The sequence below is a fragment of the Streptomyces sp. NPDC001204 genome (assembly GCF_053598035.1).
The window spans coordinates 1-20,231 of sequence record NZ_JBSFJL010000042.1 but is presented as its reverse complement, the minus strand read 5'-3'; the positions used below and the strand labels follow the sequence as shown (position 1 = coordinate 20,231).

18 protein-coding genes are annotated in these 20,231 nt (G+C 72.2%); 9 read left to right on the top strand and 9 right to left on the bottom strand.

Annotation, left to right across the window (positions count from 1 at the left end):
- Positions 1 to 7: 7 nt before the first annotated feature.
- The 3 genes from ACWC91_RS36880 (at position 8) to ybaK (ending at position 2,521) form a co-directional block, all read left to right on the top strand.
- Positions 8 to 1,039 carry a hypothetical protein gene (locus ACWC91_RS36880; protein ID WP_225074257.1) on the top strand — a complete coding sequence of 344 codons (1,032 nt, stop codon included), beginning with the start codon at positions 8 to 10 and terminating at the stop codon, positions 1,037 to 1,039.
- An 11-nt stretch (positions 1,040 to 1,050) separates the two neighbouring features.
- Complete coding sequence (locus tag ACWC91_RS36875; protein WP_450642774.1) at positions 1,051 to 1,791, top strand: LON peptidase substrate-binding domain-containing protein; 741 nt, start codon at positions 1,051 to 1,053, stop codon at positions 1,789 to 1,791.
- 178 nt (positions 1,792 to 1,969) lie between these two features.
- Complete coding sequence (gene ybaK / locus ACWC91_RS36870) at positions 1,970 to 2,521, top strand: Cys-tRNA(Pro) deacylase (protein WP_374113874.1); 552 nt, start codon at positions 1,970 to 1,972, stop codon at positions 2,519 to 2,521.
- A 169-nt stretch (positions 2,522 to 2,690) separates the two neighbouring features.
- Here ybaK and ACWC91_RS36865 read toward each other — a convergent pair whose 3' ends face one another.
- From ACWC91_RS36865 to ACWC91_RS36845, 5 genes are all read right to left on the bottom strand, one after another.
- Entirely contained in the window at positions 2,691 to 3,086 is a 396-nt protein-coding gene (locus tag ACWC91_RS36865) for an amidohydrolase family protein (protein WP_450642776.1), read from the bottom strand.
- Between the two features lie 581 nt (positions 3,087 to 3,667).
- Positions 3,668 to 4,402, bottom strand: coding sequence for an AAA family ATPase (locus tag ACWC91_RS36860; protein ID WP_225074259.1), 735 nt, complete (start codon positions 4,400 to 4,402; stop codon positions 3,668 to 3,670).
- Between the two features lie 34 nt (positions 4,403 to 4,436).
- A complete protein-coding gene (locus tag ACWC91_RS36855; RefSeq protein ID WP_281155105.1) occupies positions 4,437 to 5,258 on the bottom strand; it encodes an ABC transporter permease in 822 nt (273 codons plus the stop codon).
- Positions 5,259 to 5,556: 298 nt separating this feature from the next.
- Complete coding sequence (locus ACWC91_RS36850; RefSeq protein WP_225074465.1) at positions 5,557 to 6,531, bottom strand: ABC transporter ATP-binding protein; 975 nt, start codon at positions 6,529 to 6,531, stop codon at positions 5,557 to 5,559.
- A 116-nt stretch (positions 6,532 to 6,647) separates the two neighbouring features.
- Positions 6,648 to 7,865 carry an NYN domain-containing protein gene (locus tag ACWC91_RS36845; RefSeq protein ID WP_225074261.1) on the bottom strand — a complete coding sequence of 406 codons (1,218 nt, stop codon included), beginning with the start codon at positions 7,863 to 7,865 and terminating at the stop codon, positions 6,648 to 6,650.
- Positions 7,866 to 8,113: 248 nt separating this feature from the next.
- Here ACWC91_RS36845 and ACWC91_RS36840 point away from each other — a divergent pair, with 248 nt between their 5' ends.
- The gene (locus ACWC91_RS36840) at positions 8,114 to 8,293 is read left to right on the top strand and encodes a hypothetical protein (protein ID WP_225074262.1); all 180 of its coding nucleotides are present in this window, start codon (positions 8,114 to 8,116) and stop codon (positions 8,291 to 8,293) included.
- Positions 8,294 to 8,376: 83 nt separating this feature from the next.
- Here the strand turns inward: ACWC91_RS36840 and dnaE are convergent, their stop codons facing one another.
- Positions 8,377 to 11,916 carry a DNA polymerase III subunit alpha gene (gene dnaE / locus ACWC91_RS36835; RefSeq protein WP_225074263.1) on the bottom strand — a complete coding sequence of 1,180 codons (3,540 nt, stop codon included), beginning with the start codon at positions 11,914 to 11,916 and terminating at the stop codon, positions 8,377 to 8,379.
- Positions 11,917 to 12,137: 221 nt separating this feature from the next.
- On the opposite strand from dnaE, the gene ACWC91_RS36830 reads away from it, so the two are divergent.
- From ACWC91_RS36830 to ACWC91_RS36815, 4 genes are all read left to right on the top strand, one after another.
- The gene (locus ACWC91_RS36830) at positions 12,138 to 13,454 is read left to right on the top strand and encodes a DUF2252 domain-containing protein (protein ID WP_450642778.1); all 1,317 of its coding nucleotides are present in this window, start codon (positions 12,138 to 12,140) and stop codon (positions 13,452 to 13,454) included.
- A gap of 69 nt (positions 13,455 to 13,523) precedes the next feature.
- Entirely contained in the window at positions 13,524 to 14,222 is a 699-nt protein-coding gene (locus ACWC91_RS36825) for a hypothetical protein (RefSeq protein ID WP_225074265.1), read from the top strand.
- 89 nt (positions 14,223 to 14,311) lie between these two features.
- Complete coding sequence (locus ACWC91_RS36820) at positions 14,312 to 15,130, top strand: thioredoxin domain-containing protein (RefSeq protein ID WP_225074266.1); 819 nt, start codon at positions 14,312 to 14,314, stop codon at positions 15,128 to 15,130.
- Between the two features lie 109 nt (positions 15,131 to 15,239).
- The gene (locus tag ACWC91_RS36815) at positions 15,240 to 16,901 is read left to right on the top strand and encodes an alkaline phosphatase D family protein (RefSeq protein WP_450644831.1); all 1,662 of its coding nucleotides are present in this window, start codon (positions 15,240 to 15,242) and stop codon (positions 16,899 to 16,901) included.
- Between the two features lie 16 nt (positions 16,902 to 16,917).
- On the opposite strand, the gene ACWC91_RS36810 is transcribed toward ACWC91_RS36815, so the two are convergent.
- Complete coding sequence (locus ACWC91_RS36810; RefSeq protein WP_225074268.1) at positions 16,918 to 17,496, bottom strand: dienelactone hydrolase family protein; 579 nt, start codon at positions 17,494 to 17,496, stop codon at positions 16,918 to 16,920.
- Positions 17,497 to 17,644: 148 nt separating this feature from the next.
- Between ACWC91_RS36810 and ACWC91_RS36805 the strand changes: the two genes are divergently transcribed.
- The gene (locus tag ACWC91_RS36805) at positions 17,645 to 18,736 is read left to right on the top strand and encodes a mechanosensitive ion channel family protein (protein WP_225074269.1); all 1,092 of its coding nucleotides are present in this window, start codon (positions 17,645 to 17,647) and stop codon (positions 18,734 to 18,736) included.
- Between the two features lie 141 nt (positions 18,737 to 18,877).
- On the opposite strand, the gene ACWC91_RS36800 is transcribed toward ACWC91_RS36805, so the two are convergent.
- Both ACWC91_RS36800 and ACWC91_RS36795 read right to left on the bottom strand, forming a co-directional pair.
- Positions 18,878 to 19,618 (bottom strand): SDR family NAD(P)-dependent oxidoreductase, encoded by a 741-nt coding sequence (locus ACWC91_RS36800; RefSeq protein WP_225074270.1) that lies wholly within the window; start codon positions 19,616 to 19,618, stop codon positions 18,878 to 18,880.
- Positions 19,619 to 19,670: 52 nt separating this feature from the next.
- A partial coding sequence (locus tag ACWC91_RS36795) for a cation:proton antiporter domain-containing protein (protein WP_450726232.1) occupies positions 19,671 to 20,231 on the bottom strand: 561 nt, incomplete at its 5' end.

Sequence of the window (20,231 nt, the reverse complement as noted above, 5' to 3'; positions counted from 1 at the left end):
TCTTTCAATGGTCGGCACCATGGCATCGATGCCCGCGTTCATCCGCCCCACCCGGATGACAAGAACCGCCTCCAGCCCCGCCGCCGGGCTCACCGCCGACGACGAGGTGCTCCTCGACGCGCCGGACGAACCTCTCGGCCCGGCGCTGGTCGCCGCCGCCCAGGGCGCGTACGGGCCCGCCGCGTCGCTGCTCGCCGGCACCCGGGAGGGGGCCCGGTGGGAGGAGCGCGACCGGTACGCGACGCGGCTGGCGGCCATCGCCCGCTCCCGCCCGGAATGGCTGGACACCTGGCGGGCCGCCGCCCCGTACGACCCGGACGCGCTGCTGGTCGCCGCCCAGCTCGCGGTCGACCGCGCCTGGACCTCGCCCGCGCGGGCGGAGCTGCTGCGCGCGGTCAGCCCGCTGATCACGGCCGCCGCACGCGCCGACGGCCGTGACCCGGTGCCGTGGCGCGTCGCCCTGGACCACGCGCGCGGCAGCCGCGCCGGGCACCGGTACTTCGAGGAGCTGTGGGAGGCCGCGGTCCGCCGGGCCCCGCACCACTACGGCTGTCATGTGGCCGCCCTGCGCTATCTGACCGCCTCCTGGCACGGCTCGCACCGCGAGTGCTTCGACTTCGCCGACCTGGCCGCCCAGGACGCCCCGGCCGACTCGCTCGTCCAGGCCCTGCCGGTCCGGGCCGCCTTCGCCTATCTGACCGACGGTTGCGGTCCGCAGGTGCCGCGGGCCCGGCTGCACGCGGCGGCCGACCGGGCGATCGCCTTCTCCGCCCGCTTCCCGGCGGCCGTGACCTGGCCCGCGGAGATCCGCAACCTGCTGACCTGCGTCCTGCTGCGGCTCGAACGCCACGAGGACGCCCTCGCGCAGCTGCGCCTTGTCGGCCCGTACGCCACCTCCTTCCCCTGGGACCGGCTGTCGGACGACCCCCTCGGCCTCTTCCTGAAACTGCGCGCCGGCCTGGGGTCGGCACCGCCCGCGCGGCCGTCCCGGCGCCCGCGATACGGGCTCGGCGGACGCGCCCGTCGCGGCGAGCATTAGGCTTTTGCGCCGTGACCACCGTCCGCCTTCCGCTCTTCCCCCTGAACACGGTGCTGTTCCCGGGACTGGTGCTGCCCCTGAACGTCTTCGAGGAGCGCTACCGCGCCATGATGCGCGCGCTGCTGAAGACACCCGAGGACGAACCGCGCCGGTTCGCCGTCGTAGCGATCCGCGACGGCCACGAAGTGGCCGTGAGCGCCCCGGGCATGCCCGATCCGACCGCACTGCCCGAACGCGGCCCCGCCGCCGGCTTCGGCCCCGATCCGGCCAAGGCCTTCCACTCCGTGGGCTGCGTCGCGGACGCGGCGACGATACGGGAGCGGGCCGACGGCACCTTCGAGGTGCTGGCCACCGGCACGACCCGGGTCCGGCTGCTGTCGGTGGACGCCTCCGGTCCGTACCTCGTGGCGGAACTGCAGGAGCTGATCGAGGAGCCCGGCGACGAGGCGGGCGCGCTGGCCGAGGGGGTGCTGCGGTCCTTCCGCCAGTACCAGAAGCGGCTGGCGGGAGCCCGGGAGCGGTCGCTGGCGACCGGAGCGGACCTGCCGGACGAGCCGGACGTCGTCTCCTATCTGGTCGCCGCCGCGATGATGCTGGACACACCGACGCGGCAGCGTCTGCTCCAGGCCCCGGACACGGCCTCACGGCTGCGCGACGAGCTGCGGCTCCTGCGCTCGGAGACGGCCATCATCCGCAGCCTGCCGTCCTTGCCCGCGGCCGACCTGACAAAGGCTCCAACCAGCCAGAATTGACGCGACGGACCGCTCTGCATCTCCCCGAACACCAGCCCCAGCCGTATCTGGATCTTCCACATCCTCCACACGAAGAAGGGAAGAAGGACGGCTCGACGATCAGGCGAACCCGGCCCGATCAAGGTCTCCGGACAGGGGACGTTCCTCTCGTTCCGGCCCGTCTGGGAGGATGCGGCGGGTGGCGAAGAAGTCGAAGAAGCACCAAGGGGAAGAAGGGGCGCGCGGAGCGCGTCCGAACAAGGGCGGCGGGCGGCAGCCGGGCGGTACACCCGCGACGGTGGCGCTCACCACGGCCGGGGTGCCGTTCGCGGTCCACTCCTACGACCACGACCCCTCCCACCCCTCCTACGGCGAGGAGGCGGCCGAGGCGATGGGTGTGTCCCCGGACCGGGTCTTCAAGACGCTGGTGGCCGACGTCGACGGCGCCCTGACGGTGGCCGTGGTGCCGGTCGCGGGCTCCCTGGACCTCAAGGCCCTGGCGGCGGCGGTCGGCGGCAAGCGCGCGGCGATGGCCGACCCGGCCCTCGCGGAGCGCACCACCGGCTATGTCCGCGGCGGCATCTCCCCCCTCGGCCAGCGCAAGAGGCTCCCCACGGTCCTGGACGACTCGGCCCCCGCCCACGACACCATCTGCGTCTCGGCGGGCCGCCGCGGCCTGGAGGTGGAACTGTCCCCCGGCGACCTGGTGGATCTCACGAACGCGACCCTCGCCCCGATCGGGCGCGCCTGACCGGCCGGGCCGGCCGGCCCTCCCGGGGCCTGCCCGGCGCCGGTGAAACCGAGCACGACCGCTCACACCCGGCCGCGTCCGGCCCTCGACGACGAAGGCCGTCGCCTTCGAGGCCCTGAGACCGCACGGCCGCACGGCCGCGTCCCGCCGCCGGCCGGATCACCGTGCCTCACACACCGGCGCGGTGCACCATCCGGCCGTCGACCACTGTGGCCGCGACCGGCAGCAGCGGCAGCTCGTCGGCCGGGCAGTGCAACGGGTCGCCCGCGAACACCGTCAGATCGGCGCGCAGTCCGGGGGCGATCCGGCCCGCGACCGCCTCCTCGCCGGCGCCGTACGCGGCGTCGGCCGTGTAGCCGCGCAGGGCCTGCAGCGAGGTGAGGGCCTGCCCGGGCAGGTGCGGGGCGCGGCCGGTCTGCCCGACGGTCCGGCGCGGCACGGCGCCGGCCATGACCTCGCGCGGGTCGTAGGGCGCGATCGGCCAGTCCAAGGCGAGGGCGACCCGGCCGCCGGCGGCCAGGATGTCGGCGTAGCGCCACGCCTGGCCCGCGTGCTGGGGACCCACCCGGCGCGACCGCGGGCGGCGAGGACGACCATCCGCACCTCGGCGCGGCACTGGCCGCCGTCGACCCGGCGACCGTCGGCGACCAGGCGCTCGAACGGGTTCTGGCCGCCTTCCTCGACACCTTGACTTGACGGGCCCGAACCCCCGGACCAGGCCGAACGGAACGCGGAAGGCGCGGACAGAGGCAGCGGGCCGGGCGGCCACGGCCCGCCGGCGTTGGTACCGCCCACTGGCCGAACGGCCCGGGCTGGGCTGGCCCGGGCTGGGCTGGGCTGGGTCGGGAACCTCTCGAAGAGGACACGCAAGCGCAAAGGGCGCATGCGGAAGGGTCATGCGAATGGCCACCGCCCGGCGTGACCGGACGGGCGCACGACGACGGGTCGCGCCCTGCGGTCGCGGCCCGGGGCGGGCGTCCGAAGCCGTGTGACGTCTCGCGGACCGGTACTCGCGGCGGCCCCGCGCGGGCGGCACGAGCCCGATCCCGTCCGGCGGCCGGCCCACCGAGAGCGGCCGGGACGCGCACGGACGGCAAACCGAGGAACCGGGCCGTCCGCTCCGCGCGTGCGCTCACCGCGTACGGCTCACTCCGGCGGCAAGGTGGGTCCGAACGCCGTCGCGTCCGGCTCCGGGTCCCGCGGCCCGAACAGGGCCGTCAACCCCAGGTGGACGATCAGCGCGGCCAGCGACCAGGCAAGCAGCGCCCCCAGGGCTTCGAGCTTCAGCGGTGCCGGGAACGTCACCCCTTTGCCCACGGCCTTGGCGTGGGCGACCACGTCCTGCTCGGGCCCGAGCCACACCCCGAGCCGCCACGCCAGCAGCGACCCGAGCAGTCCTCCGACGCACAGGGCCACCACCAGCGGCACGCCCCCGCGCCGCCGCACCAGGAAGACGACCGCGGCGCTCAGCACGCCGAAGGCCAGAGCCAGCAGCGTGAACGTGCCGTCGACGCCGATCGCCTGCTCCCCCTCGGTGTCCTTGAGGTAGACGACCCAGCTGCTCCCGGACACATCGGCGATCAGCGGCACCCGGGGCGCCAGCCGCAGCCAGAGCAGTCCCAGCGGCACCCCGCAGAGCGCCACGGCGACCATGACGACGACGGCCTCCCGGACCTCGGCCGCCCATCCGGGCCCGTCCTGTTCGTACGCGGTCACCGGCCGGGCTCCGGCGGGCGGCACCTGCCAGGACTGCCAGGGCGAGACCGGCCCCGGCTGCGGGGCCTGCCCGGATCCCGATCCCGATCCCGGGGACTCTGAGGACCCGGAATGCTGTGAGGAGCGCCGGCGCGGCGGTGGTGGCGGAGTCAACGGAGCGGTCACCTTGTCATCGTGCCAGTTGCGGGGGAAAGCCGCGTCACCGGACGGCGGCCCGGCGATAGGCCCAGGTGGCGACGGCCAGCGAGACCACCCCGACCCCGGCGCAGACGGCCATGTCGCCGGCCACCAGAGCCCAGTCGGGACGGGCCGCGAAGGTGTGCGCGTAGGCCTCCACGCCGTACGTGGACGGCAGCAGGTCGCGCAGCAGCCGCACGGCCTCGGGCATGCGGTCGGGCGGCAGCACGCCCAGCAGCAGCGCCGCCGACATGCCCAACTGGCCCAGCAGGGTGGCCAGTTCCGGGCGCGGGGCGAGCAGCCCGCAGGCCGCGCCGAGCCCGGAGAGCGCGGCACCGGCGAGCGGGATCACCGCCACCAGCACCCACAGGTTGCCGAGCGGCAGCCCGAACAGCACGCACCCGAACACGGCGGTCACCAGCGTGCCCGGCACCGTGAAGGAGGCGTAGGCGGCCGCCGCGCCCAGCACCACGGCCGCGGGCGGCACCGGCAGCGTCGCGTAGTGGTCGAGCCCGCCGCTGGCCCGCAGCTGCCCGAAGTACTGGGCGAGCAGGTTCAGGGCGACGTAGGCGACGACGACGACCGAGGCGCCGGACACCACGAACCGGGCCTCGCTGCCACCGCTGACCACGCCCCGCATCATGATCATGATGCCGACGGACTGGAAGGTCGCCACGAACAGCAGCGGGATCCGCGCCACCCGCGCCCGGGACAGCTGGGCCCGGTACACGGCGGCCAGCGACGGCCACAGCCGCGCCCGCGGCCCGAGCACGGCCGCCTCACCGGCGCCGCCGTCCTGTACGGCCGTCGCGCCCGGCAGCACACCGGCGGGTACGACACTCACGTCGAACTGCTCCCTTTCCCTGCGGCAGCGCACGCGGCCGGCTCACCTCCGGCAGCGAACGCCACCGGGTTACCTCCGGCGGCGAACGCGGCCGGCTCACCTGCGGCAGCGAACGACGCGGCCGGTTCGTCTGCGGCGGCGCACGCGGCCGGCGCGGCAGCGAACGACGCGGCCGGTTCGTCTGCGGCGGCGCACGCGGCCGGCGCGGCAGCGTCTCCCGCACCGGACGGGGTCCCCCCGGCGCCAGCGTAGTCCTCCGCGGATCCGTCGCTCCCCGCGCTCATGGCGACCACACGGCTCATGACTTCACCAGCCCCTGCCGGGCGGCGCCGCCCAGCGCCAGGTACACGTCCTCCAGACTGGGCGTGGTCAGGGTGAAGTCGTCCAGGGCGGCGAAGGCGGCCCCGCCGGTGACCGTGGCGACGGCGGCGCGGGCGTCCTCGGGCGCCAGCCGCAGCGTCCAGCGGCGGCCCGACTCCACGGCCCGCTCCCTGAGCACGGCGACCTCCGCCACCTCCAGGGGCGCCCGCTCCCGCCACACCAGCTCGACCCGCACCTCGCCGGAGACCCGCTCCTTGAGCCGGGCCGGGGTGTCGCAGGCGATGACCCGGCCCTGGTCGAGGACGGCGACCCGGTCCAGGACCGTCTCGGCCTCGATGACGTTGTGGGTGACCAGGACGACGGTCGTGCCGCGTTCGGCGCGCCGCCGGTCGACGGCGGACCACACCGCTCGCCGGGCCACCGGATCCATCCCGGTGGTCGGCTCGTCGAGCACCAGCAGCGGGCGTTCGCCGACCAGCGCGGCCGCGAAGCAGGCGAGCCGCCGCTGGCCGCCGGAGAGCTTCTTCAGCGGGCGCCCGGCGATCGGCGCGAGACCCAGCTCGTCGAGGACGGCGTCCCGCTCGGCCCGCGCCCGCCTGAGGTCCAGGCCGCGCAGCCGCCCGGTGGTCTCGGCGGCGAGCGATACGGTCAGCTCGTCCAGGGCGGTGGACTCCTGCCCGAGGTAGGCGAGGATCCGCGCGGCCCGCTCGGGGTGCGCCACGATGTCGTGGCCGAGGATCTCGACCGTGCCGCTGTCGGGGCGCAGCAGCCCGGTGAGCTGGCGCACGAGGGTGGACTTGCCGGCGCCGTTCGGTCCGAGCAGCCCGAAGATCTCGCCGCGCCGGACGTCGAGTTCGACCGCGTCGGTGGCCAGCACCGTGGGCGTCCCGGGTGCGCCGCGCCTGCCGCGTACCGCGGGGTAGGTCCGGGTCAGTCCGCGCACCGCGCACACGACGTCGTCCCCGGGCCGAAATGCCTGTGCCGTGCGCGTACTCACAAGGGACGAGGGTACGGGGTCGCGGAGCCTCACTCGCCCTCGGGGCGCCCCGAACCGGTCCGGTCCGCGGTTCAGTCGGCGACGGGAGCGCGCTCGGTGGACGTCCGTACGTCGATCTCCCGCCAGAACCCCGCCCGGATGGCGTACCGGTCGTGCTCGTCGATCTGGTCGTCCTTGTGCGCGAGCAGACCGAAGCGGGCGGCGTAGCGCAGCAGCTCGCCGTCGACGCGGTGCGGGATCCGGGGGTACATCGACGACAGTTTCTGAAGGTGTGCCTGGTCACCCAGCCGGTCCACCCAGCGCCGGGCGAAGACCTGTCCCACCTCGTACGGGTCGCCGCCGACGGTCGTGATGTCCTCCTCCCGGTCCGCCCACCGCTGCTCGGCCGTCGTCAGCTGGGCGAGCGTCGGCATGGACGCGGCCTCGGGGGGCTCGGCGGGCAGGCCCGGCCGGTCCACCCAGCCCCGGTCCGAGGACCAGCGCAGGGTCGCCGTGGAGGGGTGCTGCGCGTGCGGGGTGCCGGGGGCGCGCAGGGCGGCGAGGTCCTTGGGGGTGGGCACGCCTTTGGCGGCGGGCACCCGCTCCTCGGTGCCGCCTCGCCCCGCGGCGGCGGCCGGGTGCTGCCGCTGTTCGGCGGGGCCTTCGGCGGCCTGGGTGAGCGTGGACTCGGGCAGCGGCGCGGAGAGGATCGCGGCGATCTCGGGGCGGGGCGCGGGCGGTGGCGCGCAGATGCCGCCGAGTTCCTTGGCGCGCACGGCCTTAGTGATCCACGTGCGGTCCAGCACGCGCCGCTCGTCGGCCTCGGCGACCAGGTCCTCGGACTGGTTGTAGTCGCCGTCGGCGGCCTGCACCGCCCACAGGTGGACGGCGACGCCGTGCTCCTTGGCGGCCATCATGCCGGGCAGCAGATCGCCGTCGCCGGTGACGAGGACGACGTCGGAGCAGGCGCGGTTGCGGGCCAGCTCGGTCAGTTCGGCGTGCATCGCTGCGTCCACGCCCTTCTGCGCCCAGCGTCCGTCGCTGCGGGTGAGAGCGCCGAGCCGGACGGTGACCCGGGGCATCACGCGCAGCCTGCGGTGCTCGGGCTGCGGTACGCGGTCGGGCGCGCCGTCGAACCAGTAGATGCGCAGCAGGGGCCGCTCCGTGTCGGACTCGGCCTGTTCACGCAGCCCCTGCACAAGGGCGGTGTGGTCGACGGTGATCCGGGACCGCGACGGCTCCCCGGCGAGAAGACTGGCCGCGGCGCCCAGCAGATACCCGGCGTCCACCAGGACGATGCAGCGGTCCACGCGATCCACCCTCTTTCCGGGAGGTTGCTTCGGCATGTGCTTCGGGATGTGCTTCGGGATGTGCTTCGAGTCTGCCCGACCCGGCCGGGGTTAACGGCCCGAACTCGATCTTCGGCGTGGCGTTTCGGGCGCCCGCGCCCCGACGCCCCGCGTTACATACGGTAATTATCCAACATGCGTTCATTGTCGGCCTATGTGAATCTGGTCCCGGCCCTGGCCCCTAGATCCCCCACAGGAGGCTGATCACCATGGCCAAGAACCGCAAGCAGGACCGCAGCCGGCAGAAGGCGTCCGTGGCCGCGAACGGCCCGCAGGAGACGGAGCACTCCACGTCGGAGTCGCAGCCCGAGCATCACGCCCAGGGTCCGCAGACGAGTCCGACTGCCATGGCCCGCAAGGGACGTCAGAAGCGCTTCGGCCACAACTGAGTCCGGTCCATGGACTGTTGAACAAAGCGCGGTAATCGACGAGAGGGCGTACCCGATGCGCACGGGTACGCCCCTCGTTCATGTCAGCCGGCCAGGCAGGACGGGCCGAGCAGGACCTTCAGATCGCCGAACAACGCCGGATCCGGCTTGACCCGGTGCCGGTCCAGACGCAGCACCGTCGTCCTGCTCGGCCCCTGGAGCTTGATGCGGACCTCGCTGTCGCCCTTGTGGTGGCTGAGGATCTCACCGAGGCGGCTCACCATGGGCGGGGTCACCTTCAGCGCCGGGATGGTGAGGATCACCGGGGCGTTGCTCCCCGCGTTCGACAGGTCGGGGATCATCAGCTCCATCGCGACCAGACGCGGCACGTCCTCGCGCTTGTCGAGGCGGCCCTTGACGAACACCACGGCGTCCTCGACGAGTTGGGTCGACACCAGCTGGTAGGTCGCCGGGAAGAACATGCACTCGATGGAGCCCGCCAGGTCCTCGACGGTGGCGATCGCCCAGGCGTTGCCCTGCTTGGTCATCTTGCGCTGGAGGCCGGAGATGATGCCGCCGATGGTGACGACCGCGCCGTCGGCGTGCTCGCCGCCGGTGAGCTGGGAGATGCCCGCGTCGGCCTTGTCCGCGAGCACGTGCTCCAGGCCGAACAGCGGGTGGTCGGAGACGTAGAGGCCGAGCATCTCCCGCTCCTGGGCGAGCAGGTACGTCTTGTCCCACTCCTCGGCGGAGAACTCCACGTCCAGCCCGAAGCCGGGCTCGCCACTGGTCTCCTCGCCCATCCCGCCGAAGAGGTCGAACTGGCCCTCGGCCTCCTTGCGCTTGACCGCGACCACGTTGTCGATCATCGGCTCGTACTGCGCCGTGAGGCCCTTGCGGGTGTGCCCCATCTCGTCGAAGGCGCCCGCCTTGATCAGCGACTCCGTGGTGCGCTTGTTGCAGACCACCGCCTCGACCTTGTCGAGGTAGTCGGGGAACGAGGCGTACTTCCCCTTGGCCTTGCGGGACTTGATGATGGACTCGACGACGTTGGTGCCGACGTTGCGCACGGCGGACAGGCCGAAGAGGATCACGTCGTCGCCCTGCGCGGCGAAGTTCGACTGGGACTCGTTGACGTTGGGCGGGAGCACCCGGATGCCCATGCGGCGGCACTCGTTGAGGTAGACCGCCGACTTGTCCTTGTCGTCCTTGACGGAGGTCAGCAGGCCGGCCATGTACTCGGCGGGGTGGTTGGCCTTCAGATAGGCGGTCCAGTACGACACCAGGCCGTACGCGGCCGAGTGGGCCTTGTTGAACGCGTAGCCGGCGAAGGGGACCAGCACGTCCCACAGGGCCTGGATGGCCTCGTCGCTGAAGCCCTTCTTGCGGGCGCCCTCCTGGAAGATGGTGAAGTTCTTCGCCAGCTCCTCGGGCTTCTTCTTGCCCATCACACGCCGCAGCACGTCGGCCTCGCCGAGCGAGTAGCCGGCGACGATCTGGGCGGCCTTCTGCACCTGCTCCTGGTAGACGATCAGGCCGTAGGTGACGTCCAGGACCTCCTTGAGCGGCTCCTCCAGCTCCGGGTGGATGGGCGTGATCTCCTGCTGGCCGTTCTTGCGCAGGGCGTAGTTGGTGTGGGAGTTCATGCCCATCGGGCCCGGCCGGTACAGGGCCGAGACGGCGGAGATGTCCTCGAAGTTGTCCGGCTTCATCAGGCGCAGCAGGGAGCGCATGGGGCCGCCGTCGAACTGGAAGACGCCGAGGGTGTCGCCGCGCTGGAGCAGTTCGAAGGTCTTGGGGTCGTCCAGCTCCAGGCCCAGGAGATCGATGTCGATCCCCTTGTTGGACTTCACCATCTTCACGGCGTCGTCCATGATCGTCAGGTTGCGCAGGCCGAGGAAGTCCATCTTCAGCAGGCCGAGCGACTCGCAGCTCGGGTAGTCCCACTGCGTGATGGTCACGCCGTCGGTGTGCCTGACCCAGACCGGGACGTGCTCGGTGATGGTCTCGCTGGACATGATCACGCCGGCCGCGTGCACGCCCATCTGCCGCACCAGGCCCTCCACACCGCGTGCGGTGTCGATGACCTTCTTCACGTCCGGCTCGTTCTCGTACATCCCGCGGACCTCGCCCGCCTCCGAGTAGCGGGGGTGCTCGGGGTCGGTGATGCCGGACAGCGGGATGCCCTTGCCGAGGACGTCGGCGGGCATGGCCTTGGTGATGCGGTCGCCCATCGCGTACGGGTAGCCCAGCACGCGCGCGGAGTCCTTGATCGCGTTCTTGGCCTTGATGGTGCCGTAGGTGCCGATCATGGCGACCTTGTCCGCGCCGTACTTCTCCGTCACGTACCTGATCACCTCGACGCGCCTGCGCTCGTCGAAGTCGATGTCGACGTCGGGCATGGAGATGCGCTCGGGGTTGAGGAACCGCTCGAAGATCAGGCCGTGCGGGATCGGGTCGAGGTCGGTGATGCCGAGCGCGTAGGCGACGATCGAGCCGGCCGCGGAGCCACGGCCGGGGCCGACCGCGATGCCGTTGTTCTTGGCCCACATGATGAAGTCGGCGACCACGAGGAAGTAGCCCGGGAACCCCATCTGGATGATGACGTCCATCTCGTACTCGACCTGCTTCTGACGGTCCTCGGGGACGCCGCCGGGGAAGCGGCGCTCCATGCCGCGGCGGACCTCCTCCTTGAACCAGGTGACCTCGGTGTAGCCCTCGGGGATGTCGAACTTGGGCATGAGGTCGCGCTTCTCGAACATGCCGGTCGTGTCGACCATCTCGGCGACCAGGAGGGTGTTGGCGCAGCCCTCCTGCCAGGCGTCCGAGGAGTCGATGGCGTACATCTCCTCGGTGGACTTCAGGTAGTAGCCGGTGCCGTCGAACTTGAAGCGGTCGGGGTCGGAGAGGTTCTTGCCGGTCTGGATGCACAGCAGGGCGTCGTGGGCGCCGGCCTCGTGCGCGTAGGTGTAGTGCGAGTCGTTGGTGACCAGGGGCGGGATGCCGAGCTTCTTGCCGATCTCCAGCAGGCCGTCGCGGACCTTGCGCTCGATGTCGATGCCGTGGTCCATCAGCTCCAGGAAGTAGCGGTCCCTGCCGAAGATGTCCTGGTAGTCGGCGGCGGCCTTCAGGGCCTCGTCGAAGTGGCCGAGGCGCAGCCGGGTCTGGACCTCGCCGGAGGGGCAGCCGGTGGAGGCGACGATGCCCTCGGACCACTGGGCGATCGTCTCCTTGTCCATCCGGGGCCACTTCTGGAGCCAGCCCTCGGCGTAGGCGTCCGAGGAGAGGCGGAAGATGTTGTGCAGGCCGGTCCTGTTCACGGCCCACATCGTCTTGTGGGTGTAACCGCCGGAACCGGAGATGTCGTCCCGCTTCTGGTGCGGCTGACCCCATAGGATCTTGCGCTTGTTGCGCCGGGACTCAGGGGCGACATACGCCTCGATCCCGATGATCGGGGTGACTCCGGCCTTCTTCGCGGAGTGGAAGAAGTCGTACGCCCCGTGGAGGTTTCCGTGGTCGGACATGGCGATGTGCGTCATGCCCATCTCGTTGCAGGCGTTGAACATGTCCTTCAGCCGCGCGGCACCGTCCAGCAGCGAGTACTGGGTGTGGACGTGCAGGTGCGTGAACGGCGGCTTCGACACGGTTCGGCCTCCATGGACAACATAGACGACGTGCTGCGGACAGTCCGGGGGACAGCGTCGAAGTCTATGCCCCGGCACTGACACGCAGCCGCGTTCGCGCCGTACCTTCAGGCGGGACAGCGCGGGCACTCCGCCGCACCGCCGGACGTTGGTGTGGTGGAACGCCCAAGCCGGACCCACTCCACACGTCATGCACCACCTGCACCAGGAGGCACTCCGCGATGTCGGTCCCCCAGCTCAGCGACGAGCAGCGCGGCAAGGAGATCATCGCCGTCCTCGACACCGCCTTCGGCGAGCTCCTGGCCGACGATCCGGCCGCGTTCGGCACGAGGCTGCGGAGGATGGCGGCCTCGGCCCTCGCGTTCCACCGGGGCACGGCCTGTCTCTTCCACCACGACCTGGCCGCCGACCGGCGCGGCGGACCCTACCTCGACGACCGCACCTCGCGCGTGTGGATCCACGGCGACCTGCACGCGGAGAGCTTCGGCACCTACATGGACGCCGACGGCCGGCTGGTCTTCAGCGCCACCGGTTTCGACGAGGCCTACGTCGGCCCCTTCACCTGGGACCTCAAGCGGTTCGCCGCCTCCCTCGCCCTCGTCGGGTACGCCAAGGCGCTCAGTGACGACCGGATCACCGAGCTGGTGACGCTCTACGCGACCGCCTACCGCGACCGGATCCACGCCCTGGCCACCGGCGCCAAGAGCGACGAGGTGCCGCCCTTCACGCTGGACACGGCCGACGGCCCCCTCCTGGACACGCTGCGTGACGCCCGTTCGCTGACCCGTGCCGGGCTGCTGGAGTCGGTGACCGAGATCCGCGACTTCGAGCGACGCTTCGCGCCCGGCGGCGGCGCGGTCGAGCTGGACGCCGCCACCCGCTACAAGGTCCTCGCGGCGTTCGACGGCTATCTGGAGACCCTGCCCGAGGCGTCGCTGGCCCGCCCGGAGTCCTACCGCGTCAAGGACGTCGTCGGCCGCCACGGGATCGGCCCGGCCGGCCTGTCGTACGACATCCTCCTGGAGGGCCACAGCGACGCCCTGGAGCACGACGTGGTGATCTCCATCCAGCCGGCCCGGACCGCGGCGGCCTCCCTGCACATCACGGACCAGGCGATCCACGACCACTTCCAGCACGAGGGCCACCGCACGGTGGTCTGCCGGCGTGCCCTCCAGGCGCACACCGACCCGTGGCTGGGCTGGACCGAGCTGGACGGCGCGGGCCGGCTGGTCACCGAGGTCTCGCCGTACGCCGTGGACCTGGACTGGGACCACGTCGACGACCCGGAGGAGATCGCGCAGGTGGTCGCCGACCTGGGCCGGGCCACGGCCGCCATGCACGCGGCGGCGGACGACACCTCGGGCGAGTCCCTGGTGCCGTTCTCCACCGAGCGGGCCATCGACGCGGCGATCGCGGGCGACGAGGAGGGCTTCGCGCCGCTGCTCGCCGACTTCGCGCACGCCTACGGCGCACGCGCGCGTGCCGACCACCGCGTCTTCGTGGACCTGCTGCGCAACGGAGGGATCCCGGGTCTGTGACGGATGGGCCGCACACAGGAACCCTTTAGGGGTCTCTTACCCGCCCGCATGACAGACTCTTGTCTCGCTATGGACATATCCGGGACCAAACTCAGAGCCGTGCGCGCGGCGCTGTTCACGGCCGTGGTCGTGACGCTCAGCACCGCGTCGCACGTGCTGCTGTCACGGGTCCCGCTGCCGCTGAGCACGGTGGCCGCGGTCGCGGTCGCCGTGTTCCTGCTCTCCTACGCCCTGGCCGGCCGCGAGCGCGGCTTCGGGCGGATCGCCGCCCTGCTGGTCCCGTTGGAGCTGGCGGCCGACACCGTCTTCACCACCGGCCAGCACCTCTGCTACGGCCCCGCGGGCGGCCCGGTCGCCGGTCCCCTGCGCTCGGTCGGCTTCGACGTGCTGTGCGGCGGGCACACCGACGTCGGCACCCCGCTGGCCCAGATGACCGGCACCGACACCGGCCGGCTGACCGCACTGCTCGCGCACGCCGACCCGGCCACGGCCTGGCTGCTGCTGGCCGCGCACGTCGCCGTCGGCCTGGTCGCGGCCGGCTGGCTGCGCCGCGGCGAGCGGGCGCTCGCCCAGCTGCTGTGCGCGGTGGCCGCCACGACCTTCCGGCCGCTGCTGCTCGCGGTGGCGGCGGTCACGGTGCGCAGCACCCGCTCGGTGGGCCGGCCGGCGCGTCCCGCGCCGCGGATCGCCGCGCTGCGCGCCCGCATCCTCGTGCACTCCCTGGGACGGCGCGGACCGCCGTGCCCGGACGCCCTCGCGCTCGTCTGAGCGACGACCCCGGGCGCCCCGAGCACGACCAGTCCCCCATTCGCAGTCCCGCGCACGAAGCTGCGCGCGTCCCACAGGAGAACACCACCATGAGCAAGCGGAACAGCCAGTCGGCGAAGACGGCGGCCCGGGAGCGGCTGCGCGCCGAGCGCGAGCGCGAGGCCAAGCGGGCCAAGGTCAAGCGGCAGATAACCGTGGCCTGCGCGGTCGTGGCCGTGCTGGCTGCGGCCGGCGGCATCGGCTACGCCGTCGTCCAGGCCAACAAGCCCAGCCACTGGGAGGCCGTGAAGGACGAGAAGGTCGTCGCCCCGGCCAACACCACCGGCACCGACGGCACGACCGTGGTCATCGGCAAGAGCTCGGCCCAGAAGACCCTCAAGATCTACGAGGACCCGCGCTGCCCGATCTGCAGCCAGTTCGAGGAAGCGGTCGGCGCGACCGTCAAGAAGGACGTCGACGACGGCAAGTTCAAGCTCCAGTACATCGGCGGCACCTTCATCGACAACCACGACAACGGCGAGGGCTCCAAGAACTCGATGAGCGCCATGGGCGCCGCGCTCAACGTCAGCCCCGAGGCGTTCCTCGAGTACAAGGCCGCGCTGTACTCGAAGAAGTGGCACCCGGAGGAGACCGACGACAAGTTCAAGAGCGACGACTACCTCATCAAGGTGGCGGACACCGTGCCGGCCCTGAAGAACAACGCGTCGTTCCGCGACGACGTCAAGAGCGGCAAGTACGACGCCTGGGCGGTCGCCATGTCGAAGACCTTCGACAACAACAAGGACGGTGTGGACGGCACCCCGAGCCTGGTCATGGACGGCAAGAAGGTGACCACCCCCGGCACCCAGAACCCGCCGATGACGGTGGACGAGTTCAACACGGCGGTGGACGCGGCCCTCAAGGGCTGATCCCCGGGCGGGCGGCGCCGCCGCTTGCCGTGAATCCCGCGCGAAGAGCGGGCGAACCTTTTCCGGTTCGCCCGCTCTTCGCACTTACCGGTCAGTAATCTGATCGCCCGTGACCAGTCGACAGAGCCACCTCGAGAGCGCCGACTCACCCGTCGCGCGCCGCCGTACGTTCGTCAAGGCCGCGGCGGCAGGCGCCGTTCTGGCGGGCCCGCTCGCCGCCGCGCTGCCCGCACGCGCCGCCACCGGTGCGCCCGCCTTCCTGCACGGCGTCGCCTCCGGCGATCCTCTGCCGGACGGCGTCCTGCTGTGGACCCGCGTGACCCCCGTCCCCGAGGCGGTACCCGGCTCCGGGCTGGGCCCGGACACGGAGGTGCGCTGGGCGGTCGCCGGGGACAAGAGGTTCACCGACGTCGTCGCCGAGGGCTCGACCACCGCGACGGCCGCCTCCGACCACACCGTCAGGGCCGACGTCCGGGGACTGCGTCCGGCCACCGACTACTGGTTCCGTTTCTCGGCCGGGGGCACCGACTCCCCCATCGCCCGTACCCGCACCGCGCCCGCCGCCGACGCCGCCGTCGCCAACCTGCGCTTCGGCGTGGTCTCCTGCGCCAACTGGGAGGCCGGCCACTTCGCGGCCTACCGCCACCTCGCGGCCCGCGGCGACCTCGACGCCTGGCTGCACCTCGGCGACTACATCTACGAGTACGAGTCGGGGGAGTTCGCGGCCCGCGGCAAGGTGGTGCGGCCGCACGTCCCCGCGCACGAGATCCTCGACCTCGCCGACTACCGCACCAGGCACGCGACGTACAAGACCGACCCCGATCTGCGGGCGCTGCACCACAGCGCGCCGGTCATCGCCATCTGGGACGACCACGAGTTCGCGGACAACGCCTGGTCGGGCGGCGCGGTCAACCACACCGAGGGCGCCGAGGGGACCTGGACCGCCCGCGCGGCGGCCGCCCGGCAGGCCTACTTCGAGTGGATGCCGGTGCGCACGGCGGTCGAGGGCACCACCTACCGGCGGCTGCGCTTCGGCAAGCTGGCCGATCTGTCCCTGCTGGATCTGCGGTCCTTCCGCTCGCAGCAGGCCGCCACGGGCAGCGGCTCGGTCGACGATCCGGACCGCACGATCACCGGCCGCGCCCAACTCGACTGGCTCAAGGCCGGGTTGAAGGCGTCGAACACCACCTGGAGACTGGTCGGCAATTCGGTGATGATCGCGCCGTTCGCCGTCGGCTCGCTCTCCGCCGACCTGCTGAGGCCGCTCGCCGAGCTGCTCGGTCTGCCGCGGGAGGGCCTGGCCGTCAACACCGACCAGTGGGACGGCTACACCGACGACCGCCGCGAACTGCTGGCCCATCTGCGCGCGAACGCCATCCGCAACACCGTCTTCCTGACCGGCGACATCCACATGGCGTGGGCCAACGACGTCCCGGTGGACGCCGGCACGTACCCGCTGTCGGCGTCCGCCGCCACGGAGTTCGTGGTCACCTCGGTGACCTCCGACAACCTCGACGACTTCGTCAAGGTTCCCGAGGGCACGGTCTCGGCGATCGCCGCGCCGGTGATCCGTGCCGCCAACCGGCACGTCCACTGGGTCGACACCGACCGCCACGGCTACGGCGTGCTGGACCTGACCGCCGACCGCGCGCAGCTGGACTACTACGTGCTGTCCGACCGCACCAGCCCGAACGCGACCTCGGCCTGGACCCGTTCGTACCGCACACGCAGCGGCACGCAGAGGATCGAACGCGCCTACGACCCGGTCTGAGCCCCGGCCGGCGGCCCTAGTCGGTTTCGAGCTCCGCGAGGAAGCCGAGCGCCACCCGCCAGGTGGCCTCGGCGGCCTCCTCGTCGTAGTCCGGCAGGTCGGGGTCGGTGTAGAGGTGGCCGGCCCCGGCGTAGCGGTAGACCTCCACGTCGGCGCCGGTGCGGCCCATCTGGAGGTACCAGGCGCTCAGCCAGTCGTCCGGCTCGAACGGGTCGGGCTCGGCCACGTGCAGCTGGACGGGCAGGTCCTCGGCGCTCGCGTTCGGCGCGACGTCCGAGGTGCCGTGCAGCAGGAGCAGTCCGCGGGCCTTCTCGTCGCCGAGGGCGAGCGTCTGCGCGGTGGCGGCCCCGAACGAGAACCCGGCGTAGACCAGGCCCCGCTCCGAGTAGGGCGCCGCGGCCAGCACGGCCCGCTTGAGCAGCTCGTCCTTGCCGATCGACTCCTGGCAGGCCCTGCCCTCCTCGACGGTGTCGAACGTACGGCCCTCGAAGAGATCCGGCGTCCACACCTCGTGCCCGGCGGCACGCAGCCGGTCCGCGGCCTGGCGCACCGCGGGTCTGAGGCCGTAGGTCGAGTGGAAGAGCACGATGTTCATGGGCCCATGGTGCCAGCCGGGTACGACGGCATCGGCCCACCGCGGTACGCGTCCGCCCGAAGAGAGCCTCGTCACACCGCCGCGCCCTACCCGCGATCTTCACATCCACACAGGTTCACACCGCGCGTCGCGGGTTAGGTTCGCAGGCATGGAGAACGTACTCCGCCCTCTGATCGTCGTCGGCGGCTCGGTCGTCCTCACACTGGTCATCGGCTGGGCCACCGACCTGCTGCTGCGCAAGGCCGACGAACGGCACCACGACAAACCGTTGTGGGGCCTGCTGCGCCGTGCCCGCGTCCCCTACCAGCTCGTGCTGTGCGCCGCCCTGCTGCGCGGCTCCTACGACCAGGCCCAGCTGCTGGAGCAGCACCGGGTCGGCATCGGCCGGACGCTGACCCTGGTGCTGATCGGGTCGGCGGCCTGGCTGGTGATCCGGATCGCGGGGGCCGTCGTCGAGACCACGTACACGCGCTACGCCAACGCCCGGGCGCACCGGGATCCGGCCCGGGTGCGGCGGGTGCGCACCCAGGTCGAGCTGATCATGCGCGTGGTCTCGGCGGTGGTCATCGTGGTGGCGGCGGCCTCGATGCTGCTGACCTTCCCGGCGATGCGCGCGGCCGGTGCCTCACTGCTGGCCTCGGCCGGCCTCCTCGGCATCGTCGCCGGTGTCGCCGCGCAGTCCACGCTGAGCAACATGTTCGCGGGACTGCAGATCGCCTTCGGCGACATGGTGCGGATCGGCGACACCGTGGTCGTCAACGGCGAGTGGGGCACGGTCGAGGAGATCACGCTGACCTTCCTGACGGTACGGACCTGGGACGAGCGGCGGATCACCATGCCGGTGTCGTACTTCACGTCCAACCCGTTCGAGAACTGGTCGCGCGGCACCCCGCAGATGACCGGCACCGTCTTCTTCCACCTCGACCACCGGGCGCCGATGGACGCGATGCGCGAGAAGCTGCGCGACATCCTGCGCGAGTGCCCGGCCTGGGACGGCCGCGCCTACAACCTGGTGGTCACGGACACGACGCCGACCACGATGCAGGTACGGGCGCTGGTGACGGCGAAGGACGCCGACGACATCTGGACGGTACGGGTCGTGGTCCGCGAGCAGATGCTCCGCTGGCTCTCGGAACACCACCCCTACGCCCTCCCCCGTGTCACCACGGCCAACGCCACCCCACCCCACGACGGCACGCCCCACCCCACCTTCAACAACTCCCAGCCGGCCTCCGGCTGACCACCCACCCGCCACCGGTGCCCGAGCCCCACGCTCGGGCCAGGCCCGCAGTCATCGGTCCCGTCCGTCCCCGCGTACCGTCCGCGGTGATCGTCCGCCGCCCAGCGGCGCGTGTTCGGTGGCCGTGGCCGCGCTGCGGGCTCAGTGGCCGCGTTCCGCGCCGCCGTTCACCTGGATGATCTGGGAGGTGATGTGGGCGGCGGACGGGGAGGCGAGCCAGTGGAGGGTGGCCGCGATGTCGCCCGGGGTGCCGGGGCGGCCGGTGGAGGTCTCGGCGATGAGCCGTTCGCGGCGGGCGTCGTCCATCGCATCGCCGAAGAAGTCGGTGTCCTCGACGTACCCGGGCGCGACCAGGTTCACCGTGATCCCGCGCGGGCCCAACTGGCGGGCCAGATCGTGGGCGTAGGGATGCAGCGCGGCCTTGGAGGCGGCGTAGGCGCCGCTGCCCGAACCGCGGTAGGCGGCGATGGAGCTGAGGAACAGCACCCGGCCGCCCGGCTCGGCGAGCCGCTCCTTGAGGGCCTCCGTGAGCAGCACGGCGGTCAGGGTGTTGATCCGGAAGTTGACCAACCAGTTGTCGGCGACGAGGTCGAGCGGATCCTCCCGCTCCACCCGGGGCTCCAGCCGCCCCGACCCTCCGGCGCTGTGGATCAGCACGTCCACCGCCCCGAGCTCGTCGGCCACGAACCGGGCGACCGACCGCGCCCCGGCCACGTCACCGACGTCCGCAGCGAACGTCAGCGCGCCCGGCACCCCGGCCCGGTGCAGCACCTCGCCCCGCCGCCCGAGCAGCAGCACCCGGTCCCCGTCGGCCGCGAAGGTCCGCGCCGCGGCGAGTCCGATCCCCGTTCCGCCCCCGCTGATGACGACGTTGCGACTCATGGTCGCGAGAGTACCGAGACGGCACCGGCCGGTCCCGTACGCCGAGCGGGGCTCACCGCAGACTGCGTACATCCAGGTGGCGCAGTACCCGGTCCACGATCTCCGGGTCGGCCCCCGGCTCCCGGCGCGCCGCCAGCACCTCGTGCCGCGCCGCGCTGAGCATCTCGCTCTGGATCCGCCGCAACCGCTTCAGCCGCCGTACGCGCTTGTCGTGGCCCTCCCGGCGCTCCTCCTCCCCCCACTGCGGGCTGATCCGCAGCCCGATGTCGAAGGCCCGCCGCAGCATCTGCTCGGACAGCTCCTCCGGCAGTTCCTCGACCTCCTCGATCTCCCGCAGCCGCCGCCTGGCCGCCCGCGCCGCCCGCGCCGCCAGCTCCTCCTCGAACGCCTTCTCCCGTTCGGTGTCCGCCCGCACCCCCAGCCGTTTGACCAGCCACGGCAGCGTGAGCCCCTGGAGCACGAGCGTCGCCATGATCACCCCGAAGGCGATGAACACGATCTCGTCCCGGTCGGGGAAGGGCGCGCCGCTGTCCGTCTTCAGCGGAATGGCCAGGGCGAGCGCCACCGAGGCGACACCGCGCATTCCGGACCACCACATGACCACGCTCTCCCG

Coding starts and splice junctions, on each gene's coding strand:
- ACWC91_RS36880 (WP_225074257.1), top strand. CDS start 8: ATGGTCGGCACCATGGCATCGATGCCCGCGTTCATCCGCCCCACCCGG.
- ACWC91_RS36840 (WP_225074262.1), top strand. CDS start 8,114: ATGGCCAAGAACCGCAAGCAGGACCGCAGCCGGCAGAAGGCGTCCGTG.
- ACWC91_RS36830 (WP_450642778.1), top strand. CDS start 12,138: ATGTCGGTCCCCCAGCTCAGCGACGAGCAGCGCGGCAAGGAGATCATC.
- ACWC91_RS36825 (WP_225074265.1), top strand. CDS start 13,524: ATGGACATATCCGGGACCAAACTCAGAGCCGTGCGCGCGGCGCTGTTC.
- ACWC91_RS36820 (WP_225074266.1), top strand. CDS start 14,312: ATGAGCAAGCGGAACAGCCAGTCGGCGAAGACGGCGGCCCGGGAGCGG.
- ACWC91_RS36810 (WP_225074268.1), bottom strand. CDS start 17,496: ATGAACATCGTGCTCTTCCACTCGACCTACGGCCTCAGACCCGCGGTG.
- ACWC91_RS36805 (WP_225074269.1), top strand. CDS start 17,645: ATGGAGAACGTACTCCGCCCTCTGATCGTCGTCGGCGGCTCGGTCGTC.
- ACWC91_RS36800 (WP_225074270.1), bottom strand. CDS start 19,618: ATGAGTCGCAACGTCGTCATCAGCGGGGGCGGAACGGGGATCGGACTC.